This window comes from Amycolatopsis tucumanensis (genome assembly GCF_021654135.1).
Classification (GTDB): domain Bacteria; phylum Actinomycetota; class Actinomycetes; order Mycobacteriales; family Pseudonocardiaceae; genus Amycolatopsis_E; species Amycolatopsis_E tucumanensis.
In genome coordinates, this window is record NZ_JAKGSD010000008.1 from 153,983 (window position 1) to 175,832 (window position 21,850).

The following is a 21,850-nucleotide window of genomic DNA, read 5'->3' on the forward strand; positions in this document are numbered from 1 at the left end:
ACTCGACAACGGGCGGCGCCGGGTTGACAATCCGGAGATGACGGGCTGGCGGCGGGTTTGCCCGCACCCCTGGAGGGTCGTCTACGGGGTGTTCGTGTGGATCGGACCGGGGTTGACAACGCTGGTCGGCGGCGTCCTCCTCTTCGGCGGCAGTGAGGTCGGGTCGATGCCCGGCGCGGTAGCGGCGATGGTCTTCTTCGCCGGCTGGAGCGTGCTGGGTTTCCGGTTGAGCCGGGTCGGCGTGCACGTGGGCGCGGAGGGCGTCCGGTACTGCACGCTGACGCGGACCTGCACGAAGCCGTGGCGCGACGTGGTGGGGTTCGAACTCCGCCGATACGTGGTGGCCCAACCCGTGGCTGAGGCGTGGACGATCTGGATCATCACGAGCACAGGCCCACCCGTGGAAACGGACATCGGCTTCATCCGACCGCACCACCCCCGATCTCTCCGTTCGGCGGCCGAAGTACGCACCGCCCTCACCGAATTGCACGCCGCGCTGGCGTGGAGTCGCCGAACCACGTGACCGCCCCGCTCGAGGAAGTCGACCAGCCGGTGGTTCGAGTGGCCGTCGTCGGCCACTCCCACGGAGGCGGCGCCGGTACCGGAAAGCCAACGTCCGAAAACCAGGCCGGAAAACGTCCTCCCCCACCGCATACTGGTCGGGTGCGACTGCGGACCCACATTGCCAACTCGCCGGCTGTCATCGATCATCGGCTGGTTCCCTACCGCGACCGCGTCGCGCGGTTGCTCGACTCGGAGGGCCGGACGGCGGGCTACCTGCTGTTGCTCACGCAGGTCTGGTACGAGGCGCGCGGGCCTTGGTGGCGCCGCACCTGGTCGGCGGGCGTCGAGAGGCTCGACTGGTTCGCCGAGGTGCTCACCGACGGCGAATGGCTCCACACCGACGGCGGCTGGATGTACACCGAGGACGCCGTGGCCGAACTGTCCTCCGGCACCTTCGACTGCTACGGACGGGAATTCGCGATCAGCTGGTTGACCGGCGACGAGGCGGCCGAAGCCCGCGGGCGGTTCGGCGTCTGAGACCGGAGCCGTTCAGGCGGTCGGGCCGTGCGCGAGGACGCGCACCGACGGCCGGCCCTTCCGGCTGGTCAGCGAGAGGTCCACCCACGTCGCGTTGTTGGTGCGGTCCGCCTCGGTGAAGTGCCCCTGCGCGTCGGCCGTGGCGATGAGCCGGTAGTGGCCGTCGGGGAGGCCGGTGATGTCCACGAACTGGTCCGGCAGCGTCGACGCGTACCGGTCCGCCCACCCGACGGACAGCCCCATCGTCACCGTGAGCGAACCGCGGTCCCCGCAACCGCTTTCCGAGTACACTTTGGACCGCGGGGCGCCGGGCAGGGAGCGCCGGTAGGAGTTCGTGTCGTAGAAGCAGAACCCGGCCTTCGCGGCCACGCTCACCACGCCGCCGTCCAGCCGCACGAGCTGGTAGGTCTCGAGGTCGCGGATGTGCCAGTGGTCGTGCCCGTCGCCGCCGTACACGAGCCCGGCCGGAACGCCCACGTCCGCCCGCGAGCCATCCGCCCGCGAGACCCGCTGCACGACCCGGAACGGCGCGTCCACGGACACGCGGGACGCCGCGACCTCGAACGGCCCCCGCCCCACGTTCACGATCGTCGCCGAGAACCGGAGCTGCTGCTGGCCTGCCGGGCTCGTCGTGACCTTCACGTCGCTGAGCGGCGCCATGCCGAGGTCGGGACGCAACTCCTCCTCGGCGGACGCGACCCCGGGGACGAACAGGAGAGCCGCCAGCACAAGCAGCCCGATCCGGCGGAGCACGGTTTACCTCCGGCAACAGTCAGCGGTTGCCGGAAACGCACACCGCGCTCGGCCACATCGACATCGACGCCAGACGATCTTATTGCCTCCACAGACGCTGCGCCCGCCGGGCGGACAGCAAGATTGCGGGCCAAGCACGGTGATGACCCGCAGCACGGTGCTTATTCGGCCGAAGAGGACTCCAGGCCCTGGTTCGCGTCCTTCCAGAGTCGCCGTGCGCGGTGCCGTATCCGCTGCGTCGCGCCGGTTCTGCCGACCTCGTCGAGGACGCCCAGCAACGCGGAGACCGGATGACCGCCTTCGAGCCAGTCCAGGGCACGGGCGGACCAGTAGTCGCTGCCACTGGTCAGCGCGAGACGCAGCAGTTCCTCCCACGGCGGGTCAGCAGGCACCCCGGCGGTCGCGCGTTCGACCTCGGCGTAGTGGAGCTCGAGCATCGGCAGCAGGGGCACGAGCCAGTCCAACGGCTGGACGCGCCCCCACCCGTCACCGAGCACCCACCGCCCCTGGCAGTCGAGACCGAGCACGCGCCCGCCCGCCTGGAGCACGGGCTGCCAGTCGATCTCGTCCACCGGAAAACACTATCCGCCCCGGCAATGCTGGAGAACGTGCGACTCCGGACCCACGTGGCGAAATCACCTCTGCCCACCACCGCGCAGGTCTGGTGCGGAGCCCGGGGCCGGTGGTGCTGGCGGACGACACGGCCGCCGTATTCGCTGCGCAGGGAGCGTTTCGGCGCCTGAGGTACGATCCCGGGATGTCGATCTTCCGAAAGGGCGATGGCGCGTAGGTCGCCGAGCCAGGTCCGCGCTGACGCTCCCCGTCGGCGTCGGCCACACGAAGCGGTCGTCCCAGGCATCTCCGCGGGCGGGCAGGCCCGGATGGCTCGCCTCGAACGCACCCGTCACATCGACGTCGCCCGAGCGCTGCTGACCTGGGAGCGCACCTTCGCGCGGCGGCCTCACTGGGCGTGGGACCTCGACCGGCGCTGCGAAATCCCGGAGTGCTGCCCCGACCCCGACGAACTTCGCCGAACACTGCTGACCGCCGCCGCGCAGTTGCCTCCCCGGGACGCCCGCGCTTTCCGCGAACGCTTGCGCGCCTTGGGTGGTTTCGATCTCGCGGATTCGTGCGGTGCTTCGATCGAGGTGCAGGTCGACAGCCCCCGATCTTCTCGAACGTGGGCCTCCAGCGTTGGAGCCCACTCATCACGCGCTCAGCCGGCTGGAGCTGCTGATCTCACGATCCTCAGCCCCAACGCCCTGACCTGCGATCCAGTGCCCCCGACGGGGTTCGAACCCGCACTGAATCGATTTTAAGTCGACTGCCTCTGCCGGTTGGGCTACGGGGGCACCGTCAGCCTAGGCGAACGGCCCCCGCAGCCCCAGCGCAGGTCAGGACTTCGAAGCCCGCGTGAACTCTTCCTTCGGGTTGTTGATCTGCCCCAGCGACACGACCTCACGCCGGAACAGGCCGCCCAGCATCCAGTCCAGCAGGATGCGCACCTTGCGGTTGAACGTGGGCATCGCCTTGAGGTGGTAGCCGCGGTGGAAGAGCCAGGCCGGGAAGCCCTTGATCTTCAGGTTCAGCGCGTCCGCGACGCCCTTGTGCAGGCCGAGGCCGGCCACCGCGCCCAGGTTCTTGTGGAAGTAGTCCACCGGCTGGCCGCCGCGCAGCGTCTTGATGATGTTCTTCGCCAGGTGCCGCGCCTGCCGGACCGCGTGCTGCGCGTTCGGCGGGCAGGTGGCCGTCGGGTCGCTCTCGGTGCGCGACAGGTCCGGCACCGCGGCGTTGTCGCCCGCGGTCCAGACGTCCGGGTGGCCGACGACCTGCAGCGCGGCGGTCGCCTCGACCCGGCCGCGCTTGTCGATCGGCAGGTCCGAGTTGGCCAGCACCGGGTTGGCCTTCACACCGGCGGTCCAGATGATCGTGTCGCTGTCGAACTCGGTGCCGTCCGAGAGGACCACCCGGCCGTTCTCGAACGACTTCGCCGCGGTCGACAGGTAGACCTCGATGCCGCGCTTCTCCAGCTGCTCGACCGTCCACACGCCGAGCGTCTCGCGGACCTCGGGCAGGATCCGGCCCGCGGCCTCGACGAGCACCCAGCGGATGTCCTCCGGCTGGATGTTCTCGTAGTACCGCGTCGCGAACCGGGTCATGTCCTCGAGCTCGGCCAGCGCCTCGATACCCGCGAACCCGCCGCCGACGACGGTGAAGGTGAGCAGGCGCTTGCGCAGCTCGGGGTCCAGCGTGCTGGCCGCCTCGTCGAGCTTGGTCAGCACGTGGTTGCGCAGGTAGATGGCCTCACCGATGGTCTTGATGCCGATGCCCTCTTCGGCCAGACCGGGGATCGGCAGCAGCCGCGGCACGGCGCCGAGCGCGACCACGAGCACGTCGTAGTTCAGCTGCTCGATGTGCCCGTCGGCGGCCTCCACCGTGACGGTCTTGCGCTCGTGCTCGATCTTGTTGACCCGCGCCGTCAGGACGTGGCAACGCTTGAGCACGCGCCGCAGCGGCACCACGACGTGGCGCGGTTCGATGGCCCCAGCCGCCGCTTCCGGCAGGAACGGCTGATAGGTCATGTGCGGCTGAGGGTCGACGATCGTCACGGAGGCTTCGTTGGCGCGGAGCTTCTTCTGGAGTCCCAACGCGGTGTAGAGCCCGACGTAACCGCCACCCAGAATGAGGATCCGAGTCGGTTCCGACTTCGCTGCGGCCATAGGCACATCTTCCCACTCCCACCGGCTGGGCGCTCGTAGACCCTCCCCACCTGTGACCAGGGTCGCGGACCTGCGCGAAACGATTCAGAGGAGCCCGGCCACGCCCGCCGCACGGCTCAGCACGTCGCGCAGCATGGCCGGGGTGAGGCGTCCGGTGAAAGTGTTCTGCTGCGAGACGTGAAATGACCCAAAAAGGTGAAGATCGGGGGTCCCGGACAGGACGAAGTGAGCGCCGTGGCCGAACTTCGGCGCCGGTTTCGGCACCGTCCAGGTCTGCGCCAGCACCGGCAGCAGCGCCTGCCAGCCGAACGCGCCGAGCACGACCACCGCGCGGAGTGTCGGAAGTAACAGCTCGAACTCCCGCACCAGCCACGGGCGGCAGTTGTCCCGCTCCGAGGGCAGCGGCTTGTTGGCAGGCGGCGCGCACTTGACCGGCGCGGTGATGCGGACACCCCGCAGCTCCAGGCCGTCGCCGATGTGGGTGGACGTCGGCTGCGACGCCAGCCCGATGTCGTAAAGCGTCCGGTAGAGGAAGTCGCCCGAGCGGTCGCCGGTGAACATGCGGCCGGTGCGGTTGGCCCCGTGCGCGGCCGGGGCGAGCCCGACGATGGCCAGCGACGCGTCCGCGGGCCCGAACCCGGGCACCGGGCGGCCCCAGTACGTCCAGTCGGCGAAGGCGGCCCGCTTGGTCGCGGCGACCTCCTCGCGCCACTCGACGAGACGCGGGCAGCGGCGGCACTCGCTGACCGCCGTGTCCAGTTCGGCGAGGGTGCGGGGCTTTCGTCGGGTCACATCGTCAGTGTGCTCCGCTAGGTTGGCGATCATGCCGGAAACCCCCGAAGAGGAGACGAAGACCGAGGCCGCGCCCGAACCGAGCGACGACCTCGTCACCACGCAGCACACGCTCACCGTCAAGCGGCGCAAACTCGCGTACACCGCGCAAACCGGACGAGTCGTGCTGCGCAAGGAAGTGCACACCGACGGCAAGTTCGACGGCCACACCGCCAAGGCCGAGGTGTTCCTCACCTCCTACACGCTCGACGGCGCGGAGCCGGGTTCGCGGCCGGTGACGTTCGCCTTCAACGGCGGCCCCGGCTCGGCGAGCGTGTGGCTGCACATGGGCGTGCTGGGGCCGCGGCGGGTGGTGTCCGGCGACGTCGACTCGCCCGAGCCGCCGCCGTACCGCGTGCTGGACAACCCGGAAACCCTGCTGGCGCACAGCGACCTGGTGTTCATCGACCCGGTGTCCACCGGCTACTCGCGGCCGAAGAAGGGCGAAAGCGTCAAGGACTACCACGGGTTCACCGCCGATGTGGAGTCGGTGGCGGAGATCATCCGGCTGTGGACGTCACGCAACGGCCGGTGGCTGTCGCCGAAGTACCTGGCCGGCGAGTCCTACGGCACGCTGCGGGCGGCGGCGCTGGCCGGGCACCTGCAGGAGCGGCACGGGTTCTACCTCAACGGCCTGATGCTCATCTCGAGCGTGCTGGACTTCGGCACGATCCGGTTCACCGAGGGCAACGACCAGCCGTACCCGCTGTTCGTGCCGACGTACGCGGCGATCGCGCACTACCACGGCAAGCACGGCAAGCGGAAGCTGGCGGACGTGCTGGCCGAGGCCGAGGACTTCGCCGCGCGCGAGCTGCCGTGGGCGCTGTCGCGCGGTTCGCGGCTGACGCCGGAGGAGAAGGCCGCGGCGGTGCGGAAGCTGGCGTCGCTGACCGGGCTCGACGAGTCCTATGTGGACCGGGTCAACCTGCGGATCGAGCACGTGCGGTTCTTCACCGAGCTGCTGCGGGAGCGCGGGCTGACCACGGGCCGGATGGACGGCCGCTTCACGACGTGGGAGCCGGACGGCGGACGCGAACTGATGAGCGACGACGCGTCGGTGTCGCGGATCATCGGGGCGTATTCGGCCGGTTTCAACCACTACGTCCGGTCCGAGCTGGGCTACGAGAACGACCTGCCGTACGAGGTCCTGTCGATGGACGTGGTGCGGAACTGGTCGTACTCGGAGTTCGAGGGCCGCGCGGTGTCGGCGGTGGAGGCGCTGAGCGCGGCGATGCGGGCGAACCCGCACCTGAAGGTGCACGTGGCCCTGGGCTACTACGACGGCGCGACGCCCTACTACGCCGCCGAGCACGTGCTGGCGCACCTGCAGATCCCGGAGAACCTGCGCGGCAACATCGAATCGGCCTACTACCCGGCCGGGCACATGATGTACGTGCACGAGCCGTCACGGGTCCAGCAGTCGAAGGACCTGGCCGAGTTCGTGCGGTCGAGCAGCAACCGCTGACGGCGCATGCCGCCCCGCTCGGTGTGTGGGGCGGCACGGCCGGACGGTGGGACTCGCGCACGGGAACGTGGAACTCACGCGCAGGAGCGTGGGACTCGCGGGGTTCCGGGGAAGAGCGGGACCCCGGCTGCGGCTGTTCGACAAACGCCACCACGGTGGCGATTTGCTCCACTCGGAGCAGTTGGTTCCCGGCAGGCGGGGAATCCGGCCGCCGTGGCGGAGGAGCCGGACCCGGCGGTGCTCGCCTCGATGCGCCGCCGCCTGCGCGTCGGCTCGGCTCTGGCGACGATCGCGCTGCTCGCGGCGGTGCTGGCCGTCGCCGTCGGCTGGGTGAGCATCTCCACGGCTGCGGCTCCCATAGCCGGTCTCGCTGTCGGCGCCGCCCTCGGCTGGTGGCAGTACACGCACATCCGCTCAGCGTGAGAAGGGCCGCCCCCGCACGCGCGGGAGCGGCCCTTCCGCCACCACCTCAGCCGCGCAGGTATGCGGCTCCCCTGGTCACCGCGGCGTAGGCGTCCACCGCTCCGTGGCCGTAGAAACCGTTGAACGACGGGCTGCCCTGGCAGGTCGCGGTGAACGAGTCATCGCGACCCTCGTCCAGGTAGTCGACCGTCGCGGGGACCGGGCACGCGATCGGCGCCGCCGTGCCCTCGATGATCCGCTGCACCGTGTCCGGGCTCATCGTGATCCCGCCGCGGCCCGCCCGGCCGTACTCGGACACGATCAGCGCCGCCACGCCGCTCGCGTGCGGGGCGGCCATCGACGTGCCCTGCAGGAACTGGTAGTACGCCGCCCGGCCGTCCTTCGTGACCGCCTTCTGCACGCCCGCGGCCGCACCGTCGGGGGTCACGTTGCCGTCCGCGTCGATCGTGCCTTCGGCGACACCGACGTTGCGCGGGTACGCGGACAGGATCATGTTCTCGTTGGTGCGGTACCAGTCCGTGCCGAACCCGTCGCGGAAGAATCCGCCCGGCGCGGACACCGAGATCTGCTCCAGGCCGTAGTTCGAGTAGTCCGCCTTCGCACCGGACGGGCCGAACGCGGAGACCCCGATGGTGTGCGGGCCCTCGACCGGCAGCGACAGGCAGGTCGCGTTGTCGATCGTGCGCGGGTGGGCCGACGACGCCGGGTAGTCCGGGCTCGTCGTGTCCGGCTGCGGCGCGCCAAGGTCGGTGTGCTGGTTGCCCAGCGCTGCGACCTCGGTGACGCCCTTGCGGTAGGCGTAGTTCATCGCCCGCGTCATGGCCTCGGTGACGGTGCGCTGCTCCAGCTGCTGCTCGGCCGAGTCCGCCGGGTTCGAGGCGCAGTTGTAGAGCCACGGGTCGACGTAGAAGCTCATGTTGACGACGTCGACGCCCGCGTCACCGGCGTAGGTGATCGCGTCGACGACCGGCTGGAGGAAGAAGAACCCGGAGTCCTGGCCCGCGCGCAGGTTCACCAGCGTCACGTTCGGGGCGACCCCGGAGATGCCGAACCCGTCCGCGGCCGCGGCGATCGTGCCTGCGACGTGGGTGCCGTGCCCGTTGTCGTCGTGGTCGGCGGGGTCAACACAGCCGCGGAACTCGCACGGCCCGTCCACGACCGCGCCGGTCGGGTCGGTCGGGATGTCGCGGGTGAAGTTGCGGGACGCGCCGCGGTCGAAGTTGGGGGCGATGTCGGGGTGCGTGCCGTCCACACCGGTGTCGATCACACCCACCTTGACGCGCTTGTCACCCGGCTGCACGGTGCGCGACATGTCCGAGCGCACCGACTTGAGGCCCCACAGCTGGTCGTCCAGCGGGTCGGTGCCGGTGGCGCCGGTCGTCGCACCGCTGCTCTTGGGCGCCTGGCGGCCTTCCTTCTCCACGTCGGACCGCTTCGGCGCGACCTTGCCGGTGGGGGCCTGGCCGATGGCCGTCGCCTTCGCCGCGCCGTAGACCGCGTCGTCGGCCGACACGCGTTGCACGAAGCCGTTCGCCGGGGCGGTGGCCGTGATCAGGCCGACCGCCGTGTTGGTCCGCACCACGGTTCCGCCGGCCTCGCGGATGGCCTGCTCGGCGGCGGCGACGCTCTGTTCGCCGGAGGCCAGCACGGTGAACTCCGTGGCGGGCCCGGACAGCGCGGCGGGTTGTGCGCTCGCGCTGGGAAGAACGACGGCCCCGCCGATCAGCGGGACCGCGAGCGCCGCGATGAGCAACCTGGTTCGTCTCAAGGAACTCCTCCTCATCAGGGTGAGGAGGAACCTACCTTCCGGATCGCCCGATCCGGTACGAAAACCCTACCTTCGTCGGGTGCGGGAGCCGCACCGCTCAGGCGAGCGAGAGCGCGATCCCGTCGAGGATGTCGTGCTCGCTGACCACCAGTTCGGCCGGCCCGCCGCGGCGCCCGATCTCCTCGGCGAGGATCTGCACGATCAGCCCGCCGCCGCCGATGACGTCGACCCGGCCGGGGTGGATCACCGGGTTCGCGGCGCGCGCGTCGTGGTCGGCCTCCAGCAGGTGCCCCGACACGCGCGTGATGTCGGCCGGGGTCAGGCGCGACAGGTGCGTCCGCTCCGAGTCGTACTCGGGCAGGTCCTGGGCCACCGCGGACAGCGTGGTCACCGTGCCCGCGACGCCGATCCAGGTGCGGGCCTTCGACACGTCCACGACGTCGAACGCCTCGGCGAGCACGCCGGTGGCGAACTCGCGCGCGGCCACGATCTCGTTGGACGTCGGCGGGTCCGATTTCAGCCCGCGCTCGGTGATCCGCACGCAGCCGATGTCGACCGACTTCGCCGCGGTGACCGTGGCGCGCTTGCCGTCCCACTCGCCGAGGACCAGCTCGGTCGAGCCGCCGCCGACGTCGACCACCAGGAACGGCCCGTCGTCCGGGTCCTGCTCGCCGACCGCGCCCATGAACGACAGGCGGGCCTCCTCGTCGCCGGAGATCACCTCGGCCTCCACGCCGAGGACCTCGCGCGTCATCGCGAAGAACTCGTCGCGGTTGCTCGCGTCGCGCGTCGCCGAGGTGGCGACCATGCGGACCTTCTCCACGCCCTTGCGCCGCGCGGCGATGGTGTAGTCCTTCAGCGCGGCGCGCGTGCGCTCCAGCGCCTCGGGCGCCAGCCGTCCGGTCGCGTCCACGCCCTGCCCGAGCCGCACGATCCGCATCTCCCGATGCAGGTCACGCAGGTCGAAGGTGCCGTCGTGACGCTCGGTCAGCTCGGCCACCAGCAGACGGATGGAGTTCGTTCCACAGTCGATCGCGGCAACACGGGGCATGCGCCCACCCTACGGGGTCGGCCCGGTCGTCGAACCCGTGGTCGAGGTCTCCGCGCCCGTCTCGGGTGGCGCGCACGGCGGCAGCGTCTCCGACGTGGGCGGCGCCGTGGTGGTCGTCGTCGGGCTCGGCGGCGTGGTGCTTTCGCAGGTCGGCGTGGTTTCCGGGGGCGGGGTCGTCGTGGTCGTCGTGGTCGTGGTGGTGGTCGTCGTCGTGGTGCGGCCCGTGGTCGTGGTGGTGGTGCCCAGGTCGGTGCGCCCGGACGGCGACGGCAGGGTGCTCGGCGGTGGCGCGGCGAGGATCGTCGGCGGCGGGGTGACCGGGGGCGGGGTCGGGACGGCTGTCGCGGACGGCGCGCCGACCGGCACGTCGCTGTCCGGCAGCAGGGCGACACCGCTGCGGTAGGCCTCGGCCCAGCGGATCACCGTTTCGACGTAGGCGTCGGAGTTGTTGTAGCGGTAGATGGCGGCGCGCAGCTGGGCCGGGTCGGCGAGGTCCAGACCGCCGGAGCACAGGTAGCGCGCGGTGGCCAGGGTGGCGTCGTAGATGTTGTTCGGGTCGGCGACGCCGTCGTGGTTGCCGTCGGCGCCGTAGAAGTTCCAGGTGGTCGGGATGAACTGGGTGGGGCCGACGGCGCGGTCCCACACCGTGTCGCGGTCCCAGCGGCCGCCGTCGCTGTCCGGGATCGCGGCCACCGGGCCGACGCCGTTGAGCTGCGGGCCGAGGATGGGCTCGCGGGTGGTGCCGTTCGCGTCGACGTACCCGCCGCGCGCGTGGTTGGACTCGATGCGGCCGATGCTCGCGATCAACGCCCAGTCGATGTGGCACTCCGGGCGCTCGAGGGTCATGACGTCGGCGGCGTTGCGGTAGGCCTTGAGGGCGGTGCCGGGAATGCCGAGGGGGCCGGTGGGCAGTTCCTCCGCCGGGACCGGTTCCGGCGGTTTCGGCAGCTCACCGTTGACGCTGACGCGCAGGATCTCCGGCGGCGCGCCCTGGATCGGGCCGATCGCGCGGTTCTGGTCGACCGGGGTGGTGGCCGTCCAGGTCTCGGTGGCGCCGCCGGCCAGGCCGGCCGGGATGACGGCGAGCACGCCGCCCATCGCGGCGAGCGTGGTCTTGTGGGCCAGGCCGATTCTTCGCGCCTTGCGGCGGGCAGCCCTCACACGAGTCCGGCGCACATCCTCATCCCTCCCCGAGCGGCGACACATCCGATGCTGAACCGCGGGATGTGAAGTCCGTGTTACCGAGAAGGTGATCGTCGGAACCGGCCAGAAGTGTTAGCCGGAAGTTCCGACGTTGGTAGGGGTTTTTGTGCGGCGGGTGCGGGTTTTTGTGGCACCAAGTGGCCATCGGTGGGTGGGCGAGTGGGAATGTCGTGGGGTTTCGCGTGGTTGGGTTGTGCGGCGAATTGGCGGATTGCTTGCGGCCGAACGGTGCAGTGGTGGGGTGGCGCCGGTTGAAAGGACCGTTCAACGGAGGCGTGCTCAGCCGGCAGCGCCCAGCGCCGGCAAGCAGAGCGGCGAGTGCCGGTGGACTCGGCGGCGGGCGTAGCGTCGGCGGGCTCGACGCCTAGCGGGGCGTAGCGCCGACGGTCTCGACACCCGGCGGGGCGTCACGCTGGCGGGCTCGACATCCAGCGGGGGCGTACCGCCGACAGACTCGACGCCCGGCGGGGCGTAGCGCCAGCGGGCTCGACGCCCATCAGCGTCACGCTGGCGGACTCGACGCCCAGCGGGCGTAGCGCCAGCGGGCTCAGCATCCAGCAGGGGCGCAGCGCCCCGCGAGACACCACGCTCCCGGCCACTCGGTCGCGGGCGCACCCAGCAACCACCGCCGGCAAGCAGGGCGGCCAACGCTGGTGGGCTCAGCGTCCAGCCGGGCGCAGCACCGGCAGAGCCCTGCGGGGCACCGCGCTCCCGGTAGCTCAGTCGCGGGGTACCCAGCACCGACCGCGGGCAGCCAGAGCGGCCAGCGTCGGTGGGCTCAGCGTCAAGCGGGGCGCAGCACCCCCAGCGCCCTGCTAGGCACCGCGCTCTCGGCGGCTCAGTCGCGCCCAGCGCCCAGCGCCCAGCGCCCAGCGCCCAGCGCCCAGAAGCTACTTCGCGCAGTCGCCGCTGGGCCAGTCCGCCTTGAGCAGCTCCAGCGTCTCGTCGCCGAACGGGTTGATCCCCGGGCCCATCGCCAGGCTGTGCGCGAGGTGCACGTGCAGGCACTTGACCCGCCCCGGCATGCCGCCCGCCGTGACCTCGTGCCCGAGCGGCTCCAGCGCGTCCCGCTGGGCGAGGTACGACTCGTGGGCCCGCTGGTACGCCGCGGCGAGCTCGGCGTCCTCCGCGAGCCGGTCGGTCATCTCCTTCATGATCCCGGACGCCTCCAGCCTGCCCACCAGCGACGTCAGCCGCGGGCAGGTCAGGTAGTACAGCGTCGGGAACGGGGTGCCGTTCTCCAGCCGCGGGTTGGTCTGCACGACGGACGGGTGCCCGCTCGGGCAGCGCGCGGCCACCGCCCGCAACGCACGCGCGGGCCGGCCGAGCTGCTCGGAGATGATGATCCGGTCAGCCTCGGTGACCGGTTCGAACGAGGGCAGGTCCGTCTTGCTCACGGACCCATTGTCGCAGCCATCGCGCAGTCAGCCGCCGACGGTGCTCCACAGCTGCTGATACCAGGCGGCATCCCCGGAAGCCACCGGGTCCGGCGCCTGCCCGGCAGGCGGAACCGCGCCCTCACCGGGCAACTGCACGATGTAGGGCGTCTCCCCCGGCATGACGTACCGCAGCCGCCGCCGCGCCTCCGCCTCGACCTGCGCCGGGTCCGACACCGCGGCCTTGCGCTGCTCCAGCAGCTGCACGTCGTGCTGCAGCTGCGCCTGCCGCTGCTCCTGCTCGGCCACCTCGGCGCGCTGCGCGAGGTACGTGCGCAGCGGCACGGCGACCGTGAAGGCCAGCGCGCACACCACGATCGCGAGCACGGCGGCCCGCCGCGTGGTAGACATCCCCAGCACCCGCGCCGCGCCGGCGCCGGGCTTGCCCTGGCTCCGGCGCAGGCGCGCCTTCCCGGCGGCCACCCGCCGGGCGAGCTGCGGACGGCGCGCGGGCGCCCCCTCCGCACGGCGGGCCGACGAGCCCTCCGTGCGCCGGGGGCGCCTCACGCGCTGGGATCCGCGTTGCGTCATCTACGCCGGTCAGCTCTCCGCCGAGAACCGCGGGAACGCCAGCTCGCCGGCGTACCGGGCGGCGTCGCCGAGGGTCTCCTCGATGCGCAGCAGCTGGTTGTACTTCGCGACGCGCTCGCTGCGCGCCGGGGCGCCGGTCTTGATCTGGCCCACCCCGGTCGCGACCGCGAGGTCGGCGATCGTGGTGTCCTCGGTCTCGCCGGAGCGGTGGCTCATCATCGACTTGTAGCCGCTGGACGTGGCCAGCGCGATCGCGTCGAGCGTCTCCGACAGCGTGCCGATCTGGTTCACCTTCACCAGCAGCGCGTTCGCGGCGCCGCGGTTGATGCCGTCCTCGAGGCGGTCCGGGTTGGTGACGAACAGGTCGTCGCCGACCAGCTGGACGCGGTCGCCGATCTGCTGGGTCAGCGCGACCCAGCCGTCCCAGTCGTCCTCGGACAGCGGGTCCTCGATCGACACGAGCGGGTAGGCGTCCACCAGCTCCTGGTAGTAGGCGCCCAGCTGCTCGGCCGTCCGCTTGCTGCCCTCGAACGTGTAGGAGCCCGCGGAGAAGAACTCGGTGGCGGCGACGTCCAGCGCCAGCGCGATGTCCCGGCCCGGGGCGTACCCGGCCTTCTCGATGGCCGTGGTGATCAGGTCCAGCGCCTCGCGGTTGCTGGACAGGCTCGGCGCGAACCCGCCCTCGTCGCCGAGACCGGTGGCCAGGCCGCGGCCCTTCAGCACCGACTTGAGCGAGTGGTACACCTCGGTGCCCCAGCGCAGCGCCTCGCGGAAGGACTCCGCGCCGATCGGGGCGATCATGAACTCCTGGATGTCCACGTCGGTGTCGGCGTGCGCGCCACCGTTGAGGATGTTCATCATCGGCACCGGCAGCACGTGCGCGTTCGGGCCGCCCAGGTAGCGGAACAGCTCCAGCTCGGCCGACTCCGCGGCGGCCTTCGCGACGGCGAGCGAAACACCCAGCAGCGCGTTCGCGCCCAGCCGCGACTTGTCCGGGGTGCCGTCCAGGTCGACCAGCTTCTGGTCCACGATCCGCTGGTCGACGGCGTCCACACCGGCCAGCTCGGGGCCGATCTCGTCGAGCACCGCGGCGACCGCGCGCTCGACACCCTTGCCGTTGTAGCGCTTGGGGTCACCGTCGCGCAGCTCGACGGCCTCGTGTTCGCCGGTGGACGCGCCCGACGGGACAGCGGCCCGCGCCAGCGTGCCGTCGTCGAGAGCCACCTCCACCTCAACGGTCGGGTTGCCACGCGAATCCAGGATCTCGCGCGCGCCTACCTGCTCAATGACCGCCACAACTGCTCCTCATCGGTTTGTCCAGCGAAGACGCGACCAGCGTAGCCGCCATCGCCGTTCACCCGGTGGAGGCACGCGTCACTCGCCGGCCCTGACCTCCTGCCACCCGGAGGGCAGATCGGCGGTGTCCGAAATCTGCTGCCAGAACGTCCAGCTGTTGCCCCCGCAATCCAGCACCGTGAACACCCGCGCCCCGTACGGCTGGTCCTGCGGCGGCGGCACGTCGCAGCCCTCCCCGAGCGCCGCGCAGACGTACTCGTGCTGCGCGTCGGCGTCGGGCACGTACACGACGTTGAGCTGCCCGACCGGGCGGTCGACGCCCTTCGCCTCCCAGTAGTCGGCGCCGACCCCGGCGAGCACGATCTCGGCGTCACCCGCGGCGACCACGGCCTGGAAGACCTGGCCGGACGCGTCCACGTAGCGGACCTTCTCGGTGAAGCCGAAGACGCGCACCAGCCAGTCGAGCGCCTCCGTGGCATCGGTGTAGTACAGGTAGGGCGAGAGTCCGAGATACCGCGGTTCTTCGCTCATGACCGGTTAGTGCATCATGCCGCCCCGAGCCACCCTGATCGCCCCTGCCGAAACGCGCTTTCCGGGGGTAACGTCGATCAGAAGATGGAAGACTCAGAGACCCCGCGGGGAACAGCAGGCCGCCACCCGCTGCACGCGTTTCGCGAGGCGGAGGATCTCGTCGAGAAGCGGCGTCCACTGGACGCGCTGAAGGCGCTGCAGCCGGTGCTGGAAAGCGAACCGGACAAGCCGAGCGTCCAGCTGCTGGCCGGGCGCGCCTACTTCCACTCCGCCCAGCTCAACCGCGCCGAGCAGGCGCTGACGCGGGTCCTCGAGCTCGACCCGTCCGATCACTACGCCCGCTTCGTGCTGGGACGCACGCTCCAGAGGTTGGGACGGCTGGTCGAAGCTCTGGGACAGCTGCGCATGGCCTGGGCGATGAACCCGGTGCCGGAGTACCAGGACGCGTTGTCCGAGGTGAATGCGCGGGTTCGTCTTCAGGAGGGTTGATCTTCCGGCTGGGCGCGTCGCCGGGGTCGGTGCGGCTCTAAAGATCAAGGGATGTCCTCGCCGGACGGGCAGGCTCCGGGATGGCCGAGGGCGCGCCCCTCGCCTCGGGTGGGTGGTCGCTGGGTGGTCATCCCGTCGCCTTCCGGTTGGGTGTATCACTTTGAGCCAGGCCCGCAAGGTTGCGTTGTCGGCTGCGCGCTGGCGGCCTGGGTTGCGGGCCTGGCTCAAAGTGATCGTTGCGGTTTCAGGCGACGGGATGACCACCCAGCTCGGGTTGTGTGCACTGCGCGCCGCTAGCGCGGTGCTGCCTTGGCGAGTGTGGTGGCGGTGTCGAAGATCAGCTGCGCCTCGGCGGCCAGGGTGGGGCTGCCGGTGATCGCGGCCCACCAGCCCTGCGGGGTGGCCAGGTCGGCGCCCGTCGAGCACAGGGACCTCGCCACCGTCAGCGCCGCGTCGTCGACGTCCTTCGGGTCCGGCTGCTTTCCGTCGCCCGACGCGCGGGCCGACCACTGCTTCCAGATCTCGTCCGGCACCGGGAGCGGGCCGGTGCCGACCGCCTCCGCCTGGCCGATCGCGGCGAGCGTCGCCCACGACAGGTGGCATCCGGACCACTCCGCGCGCATCCACATCTCCGCCCGGCCGTAACCGGCCAGCAGGCGCGCCGGCAGCTTCGTCGCCGCGGCGACCTCGTTCGACCACGTGTCCAGCGCCCTCAGGTCCGACTCCCGCGGGCGGTCCTCCGGGGCGAGCCGGGCGAGGGGCGGCGCCGTCGCACCCACCGGCGGCTCCGACGTCCGCGCGGCCACCGCGGGCTGGACCGGCTGCGGGTCCCCGCCGGGCCGGGTCACGCCGATGGTCAGGATGAGCACCAGCCCGGTCCCGGCCACCGCGGCCCCGATGAGGACGCGGAGCGAAAACCGCCGGATCCGGGCGTCCCCCGGCTGAGTGGGTTCTGCCACCCGGACAGGTTATCCAGTCGCCTTGCCGGGCGGATCACACAACTTCGTTATCGACCCGTTCCCATGTGTCCTACCTGCGCAAACACGCTGCGCACAGTCGGATTTGCGAGGTTACTCCGTTCAGGCGAACAAGATCGGGATGGACATTCAGGTGAGCCTTACCTAAACCTATTCCGTCCGATGCGCCCAGGGAGGCCACCCGTGTTGTTCTCGAGCCTGCTCATCGGCCTCCGGGAAGGCCTGGAGGCCGCCCTCGTCGTGAGCATCCTCGTCGCCTTCCTCGTGAAGACCGGCAGGCGCTCGGCGCTGCGCTGGGTCTGGCCGGGCATCGCCGCGGCAGTGCTCCTCTCGGTCGGCGTCGGCGCGATCCTGACCTTCACCACCGCCCAGTTGTCGTTCGAGCAACAGGAACTGCTGGGCGGCAGCCTGTCGATCGTGGCCGTCGGGTTCGTCACCGCCATGATCTTCTGGATGCGCAAGGCGTCGAAGAGCATCACCGCCGAGCTGCGCGGCAAGATGGACGAGGCACTCGCGATCGGACCGCTCGCGGTCCTGCTCCTGTCCTTCCTCGCCGTCGGACGGGAAGGGCTGGAGACCGCGGTCTTCTTCTACGCCGCCGTGCAGACCGCGCAGGGCGGCACCACCCAGCCGCTGATCGGGTTCGCCGTCGGCATCGCCATCGCCGTCGCGATCGCCTACGGCCTCTACCGCGGCGCCATCCGCTTCGACCTCGGCAGGTTCTTCACGATCACCGGCGTCCTGCTGGTGTTCGTCGCCGCCGGTGTCCTCGGCTACGGCCTGCACGACCTGCAGGAAGCCGGTTTCCTGCCCGGCCTGCACACCCTCGCCTTCGACGCGTCCACCGCCATCCCGGAGACCTCGTGGTACGGGGCGCTGCTCAAGGGCGTCTTCAACTACTCGCAGCAGACGACCGTGCTCCAGGCCATCGCCTGGATCGCCTACGTCGTGATCGTGCTGCCGCTGTTCCTGCGGCGGCCCGCAGACAGGACCACCCCCGCGGTGGCCGGTTCCAAGGAGTGACCTTGCGCAAGACCCCACTCGCCGCCGCGGGATTCGGCGCGCTGCTCGTGCTGTCCGCCTGCTCCGGCGGTGAACAGAACACCGCGGCGGGCGGCCCGATCACCGTCGACGCCACCGACACCGCGTGCACCGTGTCGGCGACGACCGCGAACGCGGGCAACGTGACGTTCGAGGTGACCAACAAGGGCACCAAGGTCACCGAGTTCTACCTCTACGCCGAGGGCGACCGGATCATGGGCGAGGTCGAGAACATCGCACCCGGTCTGACCCGGAAACTGACCGTCGAGGTGCCCGACGCCGGCGCGTACCAGACCGCGTGCAAACCGGGCATGACCGGCGACGGCATCCGCGGCGCGTTCACGGTCACCGGTGGCGCCACGCGCCAGGCCGACGCGAACACCAGGCTGGGGGACGCCACCAAGAGCTACGCCACCTACGTGGCCGGCCAGAGCGACGCGCTGTTGACCGAAACCCAGAAGTTCGCCGACGCCGTCAAGTCCGGCAACGTCGACGACGCCAAGGCCCGTTACGCGCCGACCCGCGTCTACTACGAGCGCATCGAGCCGGTCGCGGAGAAGTTCGGCGACCTCGACCCGGCGATCGACGTGCGCGAGGCCGACCTCGAAGAAGGCCAGCAGTTCACCGGCTTCCACCGGCTGGAGAAGGACCTGTGGGTCACCGGGCTGCAGGCCGACAGCGCGCAGGTCGCCGACAAGCTCGTCGCCGACGTGACCACGCTGGTGACGCAGGCCAAGGCCATCCAGCTCACGCCGCTCGACCTGGCCAACGGCGCCAAGGAGCTGATGGACGAGGTCGCCACCGGCAAGATCACCGGCGAGGAGGAGACCTTCTCGCACACCGACCTGTGGGACTTCCAGGCCAACCTGGACGGCTCCGAGGCCGCGATCCAGGCCCTGCGGCCGGTGCTGCAGGAACGCGACCCGGCGCTGGTGTCCGAAGTGGACGCCCAGTTCAAGAACGTGCAGACCCTGCTCGACGCGCAGCGCGCCGGCGACGGGTTCAAGTACTACACCGAACTGTCCCAGGACCAGATCCGCGAGTTCGCCTCGGCCGTGGACGCCCTGAGCGAGCCGCTGAGCAGGACGGCGGAGGTCGTCGCGCGATGACGCAGGTGTCCCGCCGCCGGCTGCTGGGGATCGCGGGCGCCGGCGTCGCTCTCGCCGGGGCCGGCGCGGCAGCCGGCGCCGGGATCGACCACGCGCTCTCCGCGCCGGACGCGCAGGCCGCGCCGGAGGTCGTGCCGTTCCACGGCGAGCACCAGGCCGGGATCGTCACGCCGGCGCAGGAACACCTGCACTTCGCCGCGCTCGACGTGACGACGAAGGACCGGGCGAAGCTGGTTTCGTTGCTGCGCAAGTGGACCGACGCCGCACGCCGGATGACCGCCGGGCAGGAAGTGGTCCCGGGTGGCGCGGTGGGCGGCGCGGGCGCCGCGCCGCCGGACGACACCGGTGAGGCGCTCGACCTGCCCGCGGCCGCGCTGACGTTGACGATCGGGTTCGGGTCGTCGCTGTTCGACGACCGCTTCGGGCTCGCGGGCAAGCGGCCGGCCGCGCTGGCCGACCTGCCCGCGTTCCCCAAGGACAACCTGGACCCGGCCCGCAGCGGCGGTGACCTCTGCATCCAAGCCTGCGCGAACGACCCGCAGGTCGCGGTGCACGCCGTGCGCAACCTGGTGCGGATCGGGTTCGGCACCACCGAGGTGCGGTGGTCGCAGCTCGGGTTCGGGCGCAGCGCCTCGACGTCGACGTCGCAGGTGACGCCGCGGAACCTCTTCGGCTTCAAGGACGGCACGAACAACCTCAAGGCCGAGGACCCGGCCGCGCTGGCGCAGCACGTGTGGGTCGCGCCGGGCGACGGCCCGGACTGGATGGCCGGCGGCAGCTACCTGGTCGCGCGGCGGATCCGGATGCACATCGAGACGTGGGACCGGACGTCGCTGGACGAGCAGGAGCGGATCGTCGGCCGCGCGAAGGGCACCGGCGCGCCGCTCGGGCAGACCGCCGAGTTCGACCCGGTGGACCTGCACGTCGGCGGCGCGGACGGCGAACCGCTGATCGCCACGGACGCCCACATCCGGCTGGCATCGGCGGAAAACCTCAACGGCGCGCGGATCCTGCGCCGCGGCTACAACTTCGTCGACGGGTCCGACGGCGTCGGGCACCTCGAAGCGGGCCTGTTCTTCATCTGCTTCAACCGCGACCCGCGCACCCAGTTCGTGCCGATGCAGAAGGCGTTGTCGGCGAAGGACTCGATGATGGAGTACCTCGAACACACCGGCTCGGCGTTGTTCGCGGTTCCGCCCGGGGTGACCGGGACCGGCTACTGGGGCGAGTCGCTGTTCGCCTGAGGCCAGTGGGCGCGCCACGCGTCGGCGTCCATGGCCGCCGGGTCCAGGCCGGCCGCCCTGGCCGACTTCTCGGCCGCCCGCACGTCAGCCGCGAACCGCTTCGCCACCGCCCGCAGCTCGCCCTCCGGGTCGACCCCGGACCGCCGCGCGGAGGCGGCCAGCCGGAACAGCTGCTCGGCGGACGAGTCGCCACCGGGGAACAGGTCCGCGGGCAGGCCGGCGCGGCCGGTGCGCTGCCCCAGCTTCCCCGCCAGCGCGACCGCCGGCTGGCCGAGCGCCACACCGTCCACACTGGACTTGCGACGCTTCTCGGCCTGCTTCAGCTCCTCCCAGCGCACCTGCTGGTGCGCGGCGGTGTGCACGCGCTCGGCGTCGGTGAACACGTGCGGGTGCCGCCCGACCAGCTTGGCGACCAGCGCGGACGCCACCGCGTCCACGTCGAACGGGTCCTCGGCGTCCTCGGCGGCGACACGCGCGTGGAAGAGCACCTGGAGCAGCACGTCGCCCAGCTCCTCGCGCAGCGCGGCGCGGTCGCCCTGCTCGATCGCGTCCAGCAGCTCGTAGGTCTCCTCGACCAGGTACTGCCGCAGCGAGTCGTGGGTCTGCTCGGCGTCCCACGGGCAACCGCCCGGGGAGCGCAGCCGGTCCATCACCTTCGCGGCCTCGACCAGGCCCGCGCCGGACGGCTGGGTGATCACCCGCGAACCGGCCCGCACCAGAGCCTCCACCGCGGGATCCGCCGCGTCCGCGGCGAACAGCACCACCGGACCGGGCTCCGCGGCCAGGTCGTCCGGCGCGGGCTTCGCGCCCAGCAGATCGGCCAGCTCACCGTCGATCCCGGACGCGTACACGGCGTGCGCGCCACGCAGGAACGGCACGGCGGCCGGCGGGATCCCGGCGTCCGGGTAGGGCAGGAGCACGACCGTCACGGCTGTGCGGCACCCTTCACCGGCACGACGGCGCCGGTGGTCTCGGCGCTGCTCGGGGCGAGGTTCATGGCCACAGGATCCCACACGCCGTAGCGCGGGTTGATGCGAACGCCGGCCTCCTCGACGTACGGCTGGAGCAGCCGCTGCCCGATGGCCGCGAGCTGCGCCGCCGACGGCTGCGCGACCTGCTCGCCCGAGGACGGCGCGTTCAGGTTCCGCTCCCGCACGATCGCGACGATCCACACCGCCTGCTCCTGGCTCGGCTGGAACGCGACCACCGTGCCCGGCGGCACCCCGAACAGGACCAGCGTGGCGAGGTCCGGGGCCTGCGCGGCGGGCACCGCCTCGCCGGTGCTCGTGCGCTCCCCCGCGGCCGCGTCGGCGCGGATGACCTCGGCGGCGGCCGTCGGGCTCTTCGCCATCTCCTCGGCCTTGGCGATCGCGCGCTCCCGCCGGTCCAGCGGCTGGTCGCCGCCGATGTCGGAGGACACCGACGTGTAGTCGAACGTGACCGACATGCGGTCGAGGTACTTCTGACCCAGCGCCTGCAGCAGCAGGCTGTCGGTGATCACCTCGCGGTGGTCGCGCACCCGGTTGGCGATCTGCTGCGCCAGCTGCGACGGATCCGCGCCCGCGGTGTCGACCGGGTCGGCGAGCGGGTCGGCGGCGAGGAACTGGTCGAGCAGCCGCGGGTCGACGGCCAGCCCCTCCCGCTGGGCGGCGCGCGTGAGGACGTCGTGGACCACCAGCTGGCGCACGATCTCGCGGCCGAGCAGGTCCAGCTTGTGCTGCTGGGACAGCTGCTGCGCGGCCGGGTGCTCGCGCACGGCCTTGTCCAGCAGGTCCTGCACCTGGTCCACGGTGATCTCGCGGTCGCTGAAGATCACGGCGGAGCCCACCTGGCTCGGCCCGGACCCGCACCCGGCGAGCAGCAGGCAGGCGACGAGCGCGGCGAGCAGCGACCGGGAGCGACCCATGATCCGCATCACACCGCGTACCCTCTCATACCGGA

Annotated in this window: 22 protein-coding genes and 1 tRNA gene; 8 read left to right on the plus strand and 15 right to left on the minus strand. The window is 71.4% G+C overall.

The genetic code is table 11. The features are described 5' to 3' along the window. Nucleotides 1–37: 37 nt before the first annotated feature. Nucleotides 38–523: a hypothetical protein gene (locus L2C96_RS11480; RefSeq protein ID WP_237336124.1), complete on the plus strand. Its 486-nt coding sequence runs from the start codon at nt 38–40 to the stop codon at nt 521–523. A gap of 140 nt (nt 524–663) precedes the next feature. Then, nucleotides 664–1,041: a hypothetical protein gene (locus tag L2C96_RS11485; RefSeq protein WP_237336125.1), complete on the plus strand. Its 378-nt coding sequence runs from the start codon at nt 664–666 to the stop codon at nt 1,039–1,041. Nucleotides 1,042–1,053: 12 nt separating this feature from the next. Here L2C96_RS11485 and L2C96_RS11490 read toward each other — a convergent pair whose 3' ends face one another. The 5 genes from L2C96_RS11490 to L2C96_RS11510 form a co-directional block, all read right to left on the minus strand. Further along, on the minus strand, nt 1,054–1,794 hold the full coding sequence (locus L2C96_RS11490) for a lysyl oxidase family protein (RefSeq protein ID WP_237336126.1): 741 nt from the start codon (nt 1,792–1,794) through the stop codon (nt 1,054–1,056). 161 nt (nt 1,795–1,955) lie between these two features. Then, complete coding sequence (locus L2C96_RS11495) at nt 1,956–2,366, minus strand: hypothetical protein (RefSeq protein ID WP_237336127.1); 411 nt, start codon at nt 2,364–2,366, stop codon at nt 1,956–1,958. 706 nt (nt 2,367–3,072) lie between these two features. Next, nucleotides 3,073–3,146, minus strand: a tRNA-Leu gene (locus tag L2C96_RS11500). A 42-nt stretch (nt 3,147–3,188) separates the two neighbouring features. Continuing rightward, complete coding sequence (locus L2C96_RS11505; RefSeq protein WP_020419385.1) at nt 3,189–4,514, minus strand: NAD(P)/FAD-dependent oxidoreductase; 1,326 nt, start codon at nt 4,512–4,514, stop codon at nt 3,189–3,191. 84 nt (nt 4,515–4,598) lie between these two features. Beyond that, complete coding sequence (locus tag L2C96_RS11510; RefSeq protein WP_020419386.1) at nt 4,599–5,339, minus strand: uracil-DNA glycosylase; 741 nt, start codon at nt 5,337–5,339, stop codon at nt 4,599–4,601. On the opposite strand from L2C96_RS11510, the gene L2C96_RS11515 reads away from it, so the two are divergent. Both L2C96_RS11515 and L2C96_RS11520 read left to right on the plus strand, forming a co-directional pair. After that, nucleotides 5,338–6,810, plus strand: a complete 1,473-nt coding sequence (locus L2C96_RS11515; RefSeq protein ID WP_020419387.1) for a S10 family peptidase — start codon at nt 5,338–5,340, stop codon at nt 6,808–6,810. The two genes, L2C96_RS11510 and L2C96_RS11515, sit on opposite strands and share 2 nt — an antisense overlap. A gap of 213 nt (nt 6,811–7,023) precedes the next feature. Continuing rightward, nucleotides 7,024–7,233 (plus strand): hypothetical protein, encoded by a 210-nt coding sequence (locus tag L2C96_RS11520; protein WP_237336128.1) that lies wholly within the window; start codon nt 7,024–7,026, stop codon nt 7,231–7,233. 46 nt (nt 7,234–7,279) lie between these two features. Here the strand turns inward: L2C96_RS11520 and L2C96_RS11525 are convergent, their stop codons facing one another. The 7 genes from L2C96_RS11525 to L2C96_RS11555 form a co-directional block, all read right to left on the minus strand. Beyond that, on the minus strand, nt 7,280–9,001 hold the full coding sequence (locus L2C96_RS11525; RefSeq protein WP_425550240.1) for a S8 family serine peptidase: 1,722 nt from the start codon (nt 8,999–9,001) through the stop codon (nt 7,280–7,282). Nucleotides 9,002–9,098: 97 nt separating this feature from the next. After that, nucleotides 9,099–10,052, minus strand: a complete 954-nt coding sequence (locus L2C96_RS11530; RefSeq protein WP_237336130.1) for a Ppx/GppA phosphatase family protein — start codon at nt 10,050–10,052, stop codon at nt 9,099–9,101. Nucleotides 10,053–10,061: 9 nt separating this feature from the next. Continuing rightward, a complete protein-coding gene (locus tag L2C96_RS11535) occupies nt 10,062–11,213 on the minus strand; it encodes a lytic transglycosylase domain-containing protein (protein WP_237336131.1) in 1,152 nt (383 codons plus the stop codon). A 932-nt stretch (nt 11,214–12,145) separates the two neighbouring features. After that, nucleotides 12,146–12,652, minus strand: a complete 507-nt coding sequence (locus tag L2C96_RS11540) for a DUF501 domain-containing protein (protein ID WP_020419393.1) — start codon at nt 12,650–12,652, stop codon at nt 12,146–12,148. 27 nt (nt 12,653–12,679) lie between these two features. Further along, on the minus strand, nt 12,680–13,198 hold the full coding sequence (locus L2C96_RS11545) for an FtsB family cell division protein (protein ID WP_020419394.1): 519 nt from the start codon (nt 13,196–13,198) through the stop codon (nt 12,680–12,682). 33 nt (nt 13,199–13,231) lie between these two features. Then, nucleotides 13,232–14,518 carry a phosphopyruvate hydratase gene (gene eno, locus L2C96_RS11550; protein ID WP_020419395.1) on the minus strand — a complete coding sequence of 429 codons (1,287 nt, stop codon included), beginning with the start codon at nt 14,516–14,518 and terminating at the stop codon, nt 13,232–13,234. Nucleotides 14,519–14,596: 78 nt separating this feature from the next. Continuing rightward, nucleotides 14,597–15,049 (minus strand): VOC family protein, encoded by a 453-nt coding sequence (locus L2C96_RS11555; RefSeq protein ID WP_020419396.1) that lies wholly within the window; start codon nt 15,047–15,049, stop codon nt 14,597–14,599. An 84-nt stretch (nt 15,050–15,133) separates the two neighbouring features. Here L2C96_RS11555 and L2C96_RS11560 point away from each other — a divergent pair, with 84 nt between their 5' ends. Next, nucleotides 15,134–15,538: a tetratricopeptide repeat protein gene (locus L2C96_RS11560; protein WP_020419397.1), complete on the plus strand. Its 405-nt coding sequence runs from the start codon at nt 15,134–15,136 to the stop codon at nt 15,536–15,538. A gap of 293 nt (nt 15,539–15,831) precedes the next feature. Here the strand turns inward: L2C96_RS11560 and L2C96_RS11565 are convergent, their stop codons facing one another. Next, a complete protein-coding gene (locus L2C96_RS11565; protein WP_020419398.1) occupies nt 15,832–16,497 on the minus strand; it encodes a hypothetical protein in 666 nt (221 codons plus the stop codon). A 201-nt stretch (nt 16,498–16,698) separates the two neighbouring features. Between L2C96_RS11565 and efeU the strand changes: the two genes are divergently transcribed. The 3 genes from efeU to efeB are packed head-to-tail and all read left to right on the plus strand — an operon-like array spanning nt 16,699 to nt 19,909. Beyond that, nucleotides 16,699–17,538 (plus strand): iron uptake transporter permease EfeU, encoded by an 840-nt coding sequence (efeU, locus tag L2C96_RS11570; RefSeq protein WP_020419399.1) that lies wholly within the window; start codon nt 16,699–16,701, stop codon nt 17,536–17,538. Beyond that, nucleotides 17,535–18,665, plus strand: coding sequence for an iron uptake system protein EfeO (gene efeO, locus L2C96_RS11575; protein WP_020419400.1), 1,131 nt, complete (start codon nt 17,535–17,537; stop codon nt 18,663–18,665). Before efeU ends, efeO begins: the two co-directional genes overlap by 4 nt. Further along, complete coding sequence (efeB, locus tag L2C96_RS11580) at nt 18,662–19,909, plus strand: iron uptake transporter deferrochelatase/peroxidase subunit (RefSeq protein WP_237336132.1); 1,248 nt, start codon at nt 18,662–18,664, stop codon at nt 19,907–19,909. Before efeO ends, efeB begins: the two co-directional genes overlap by 4 nt. Here efeB and L2C96_RS11585 read toward each other — a convergent pair. Both L2C96_RS11585 and L2C96_RS11590 read right to left on the minus strand, forming a co-directional pair. Continuing rightward, a complete protein-coding gene (locus L2C96_RS11585) occupies nt 19,882–20,838 on the minus strand; it encodes a nucleoside triphosphate pyrophosphohydrolase (protein WP_237336133.1) in 957 nt (318 codons plus the stop codon). The two genes, efeB and L2C96_RS11585, sit on opposite strands and share 28 nt — an antisense overlap. Continuing rightward, nucleotides 20,835–21,815, minus strand: coding sequence for a hypothetical protein (locus L2C96_RS11590; RefSeq protein ID WP_237336134.1), 981 nt, complete (start codon nt 21,813–21,815; stop codon nt 20,835–20,837). Before L2C96_RS11590 ends, L2C96_RS11585 begins: the two co-directional genes overlap by 4 nt. Nucleotides 21,816–21,850 lie beyond the last annotated feature (35 nt).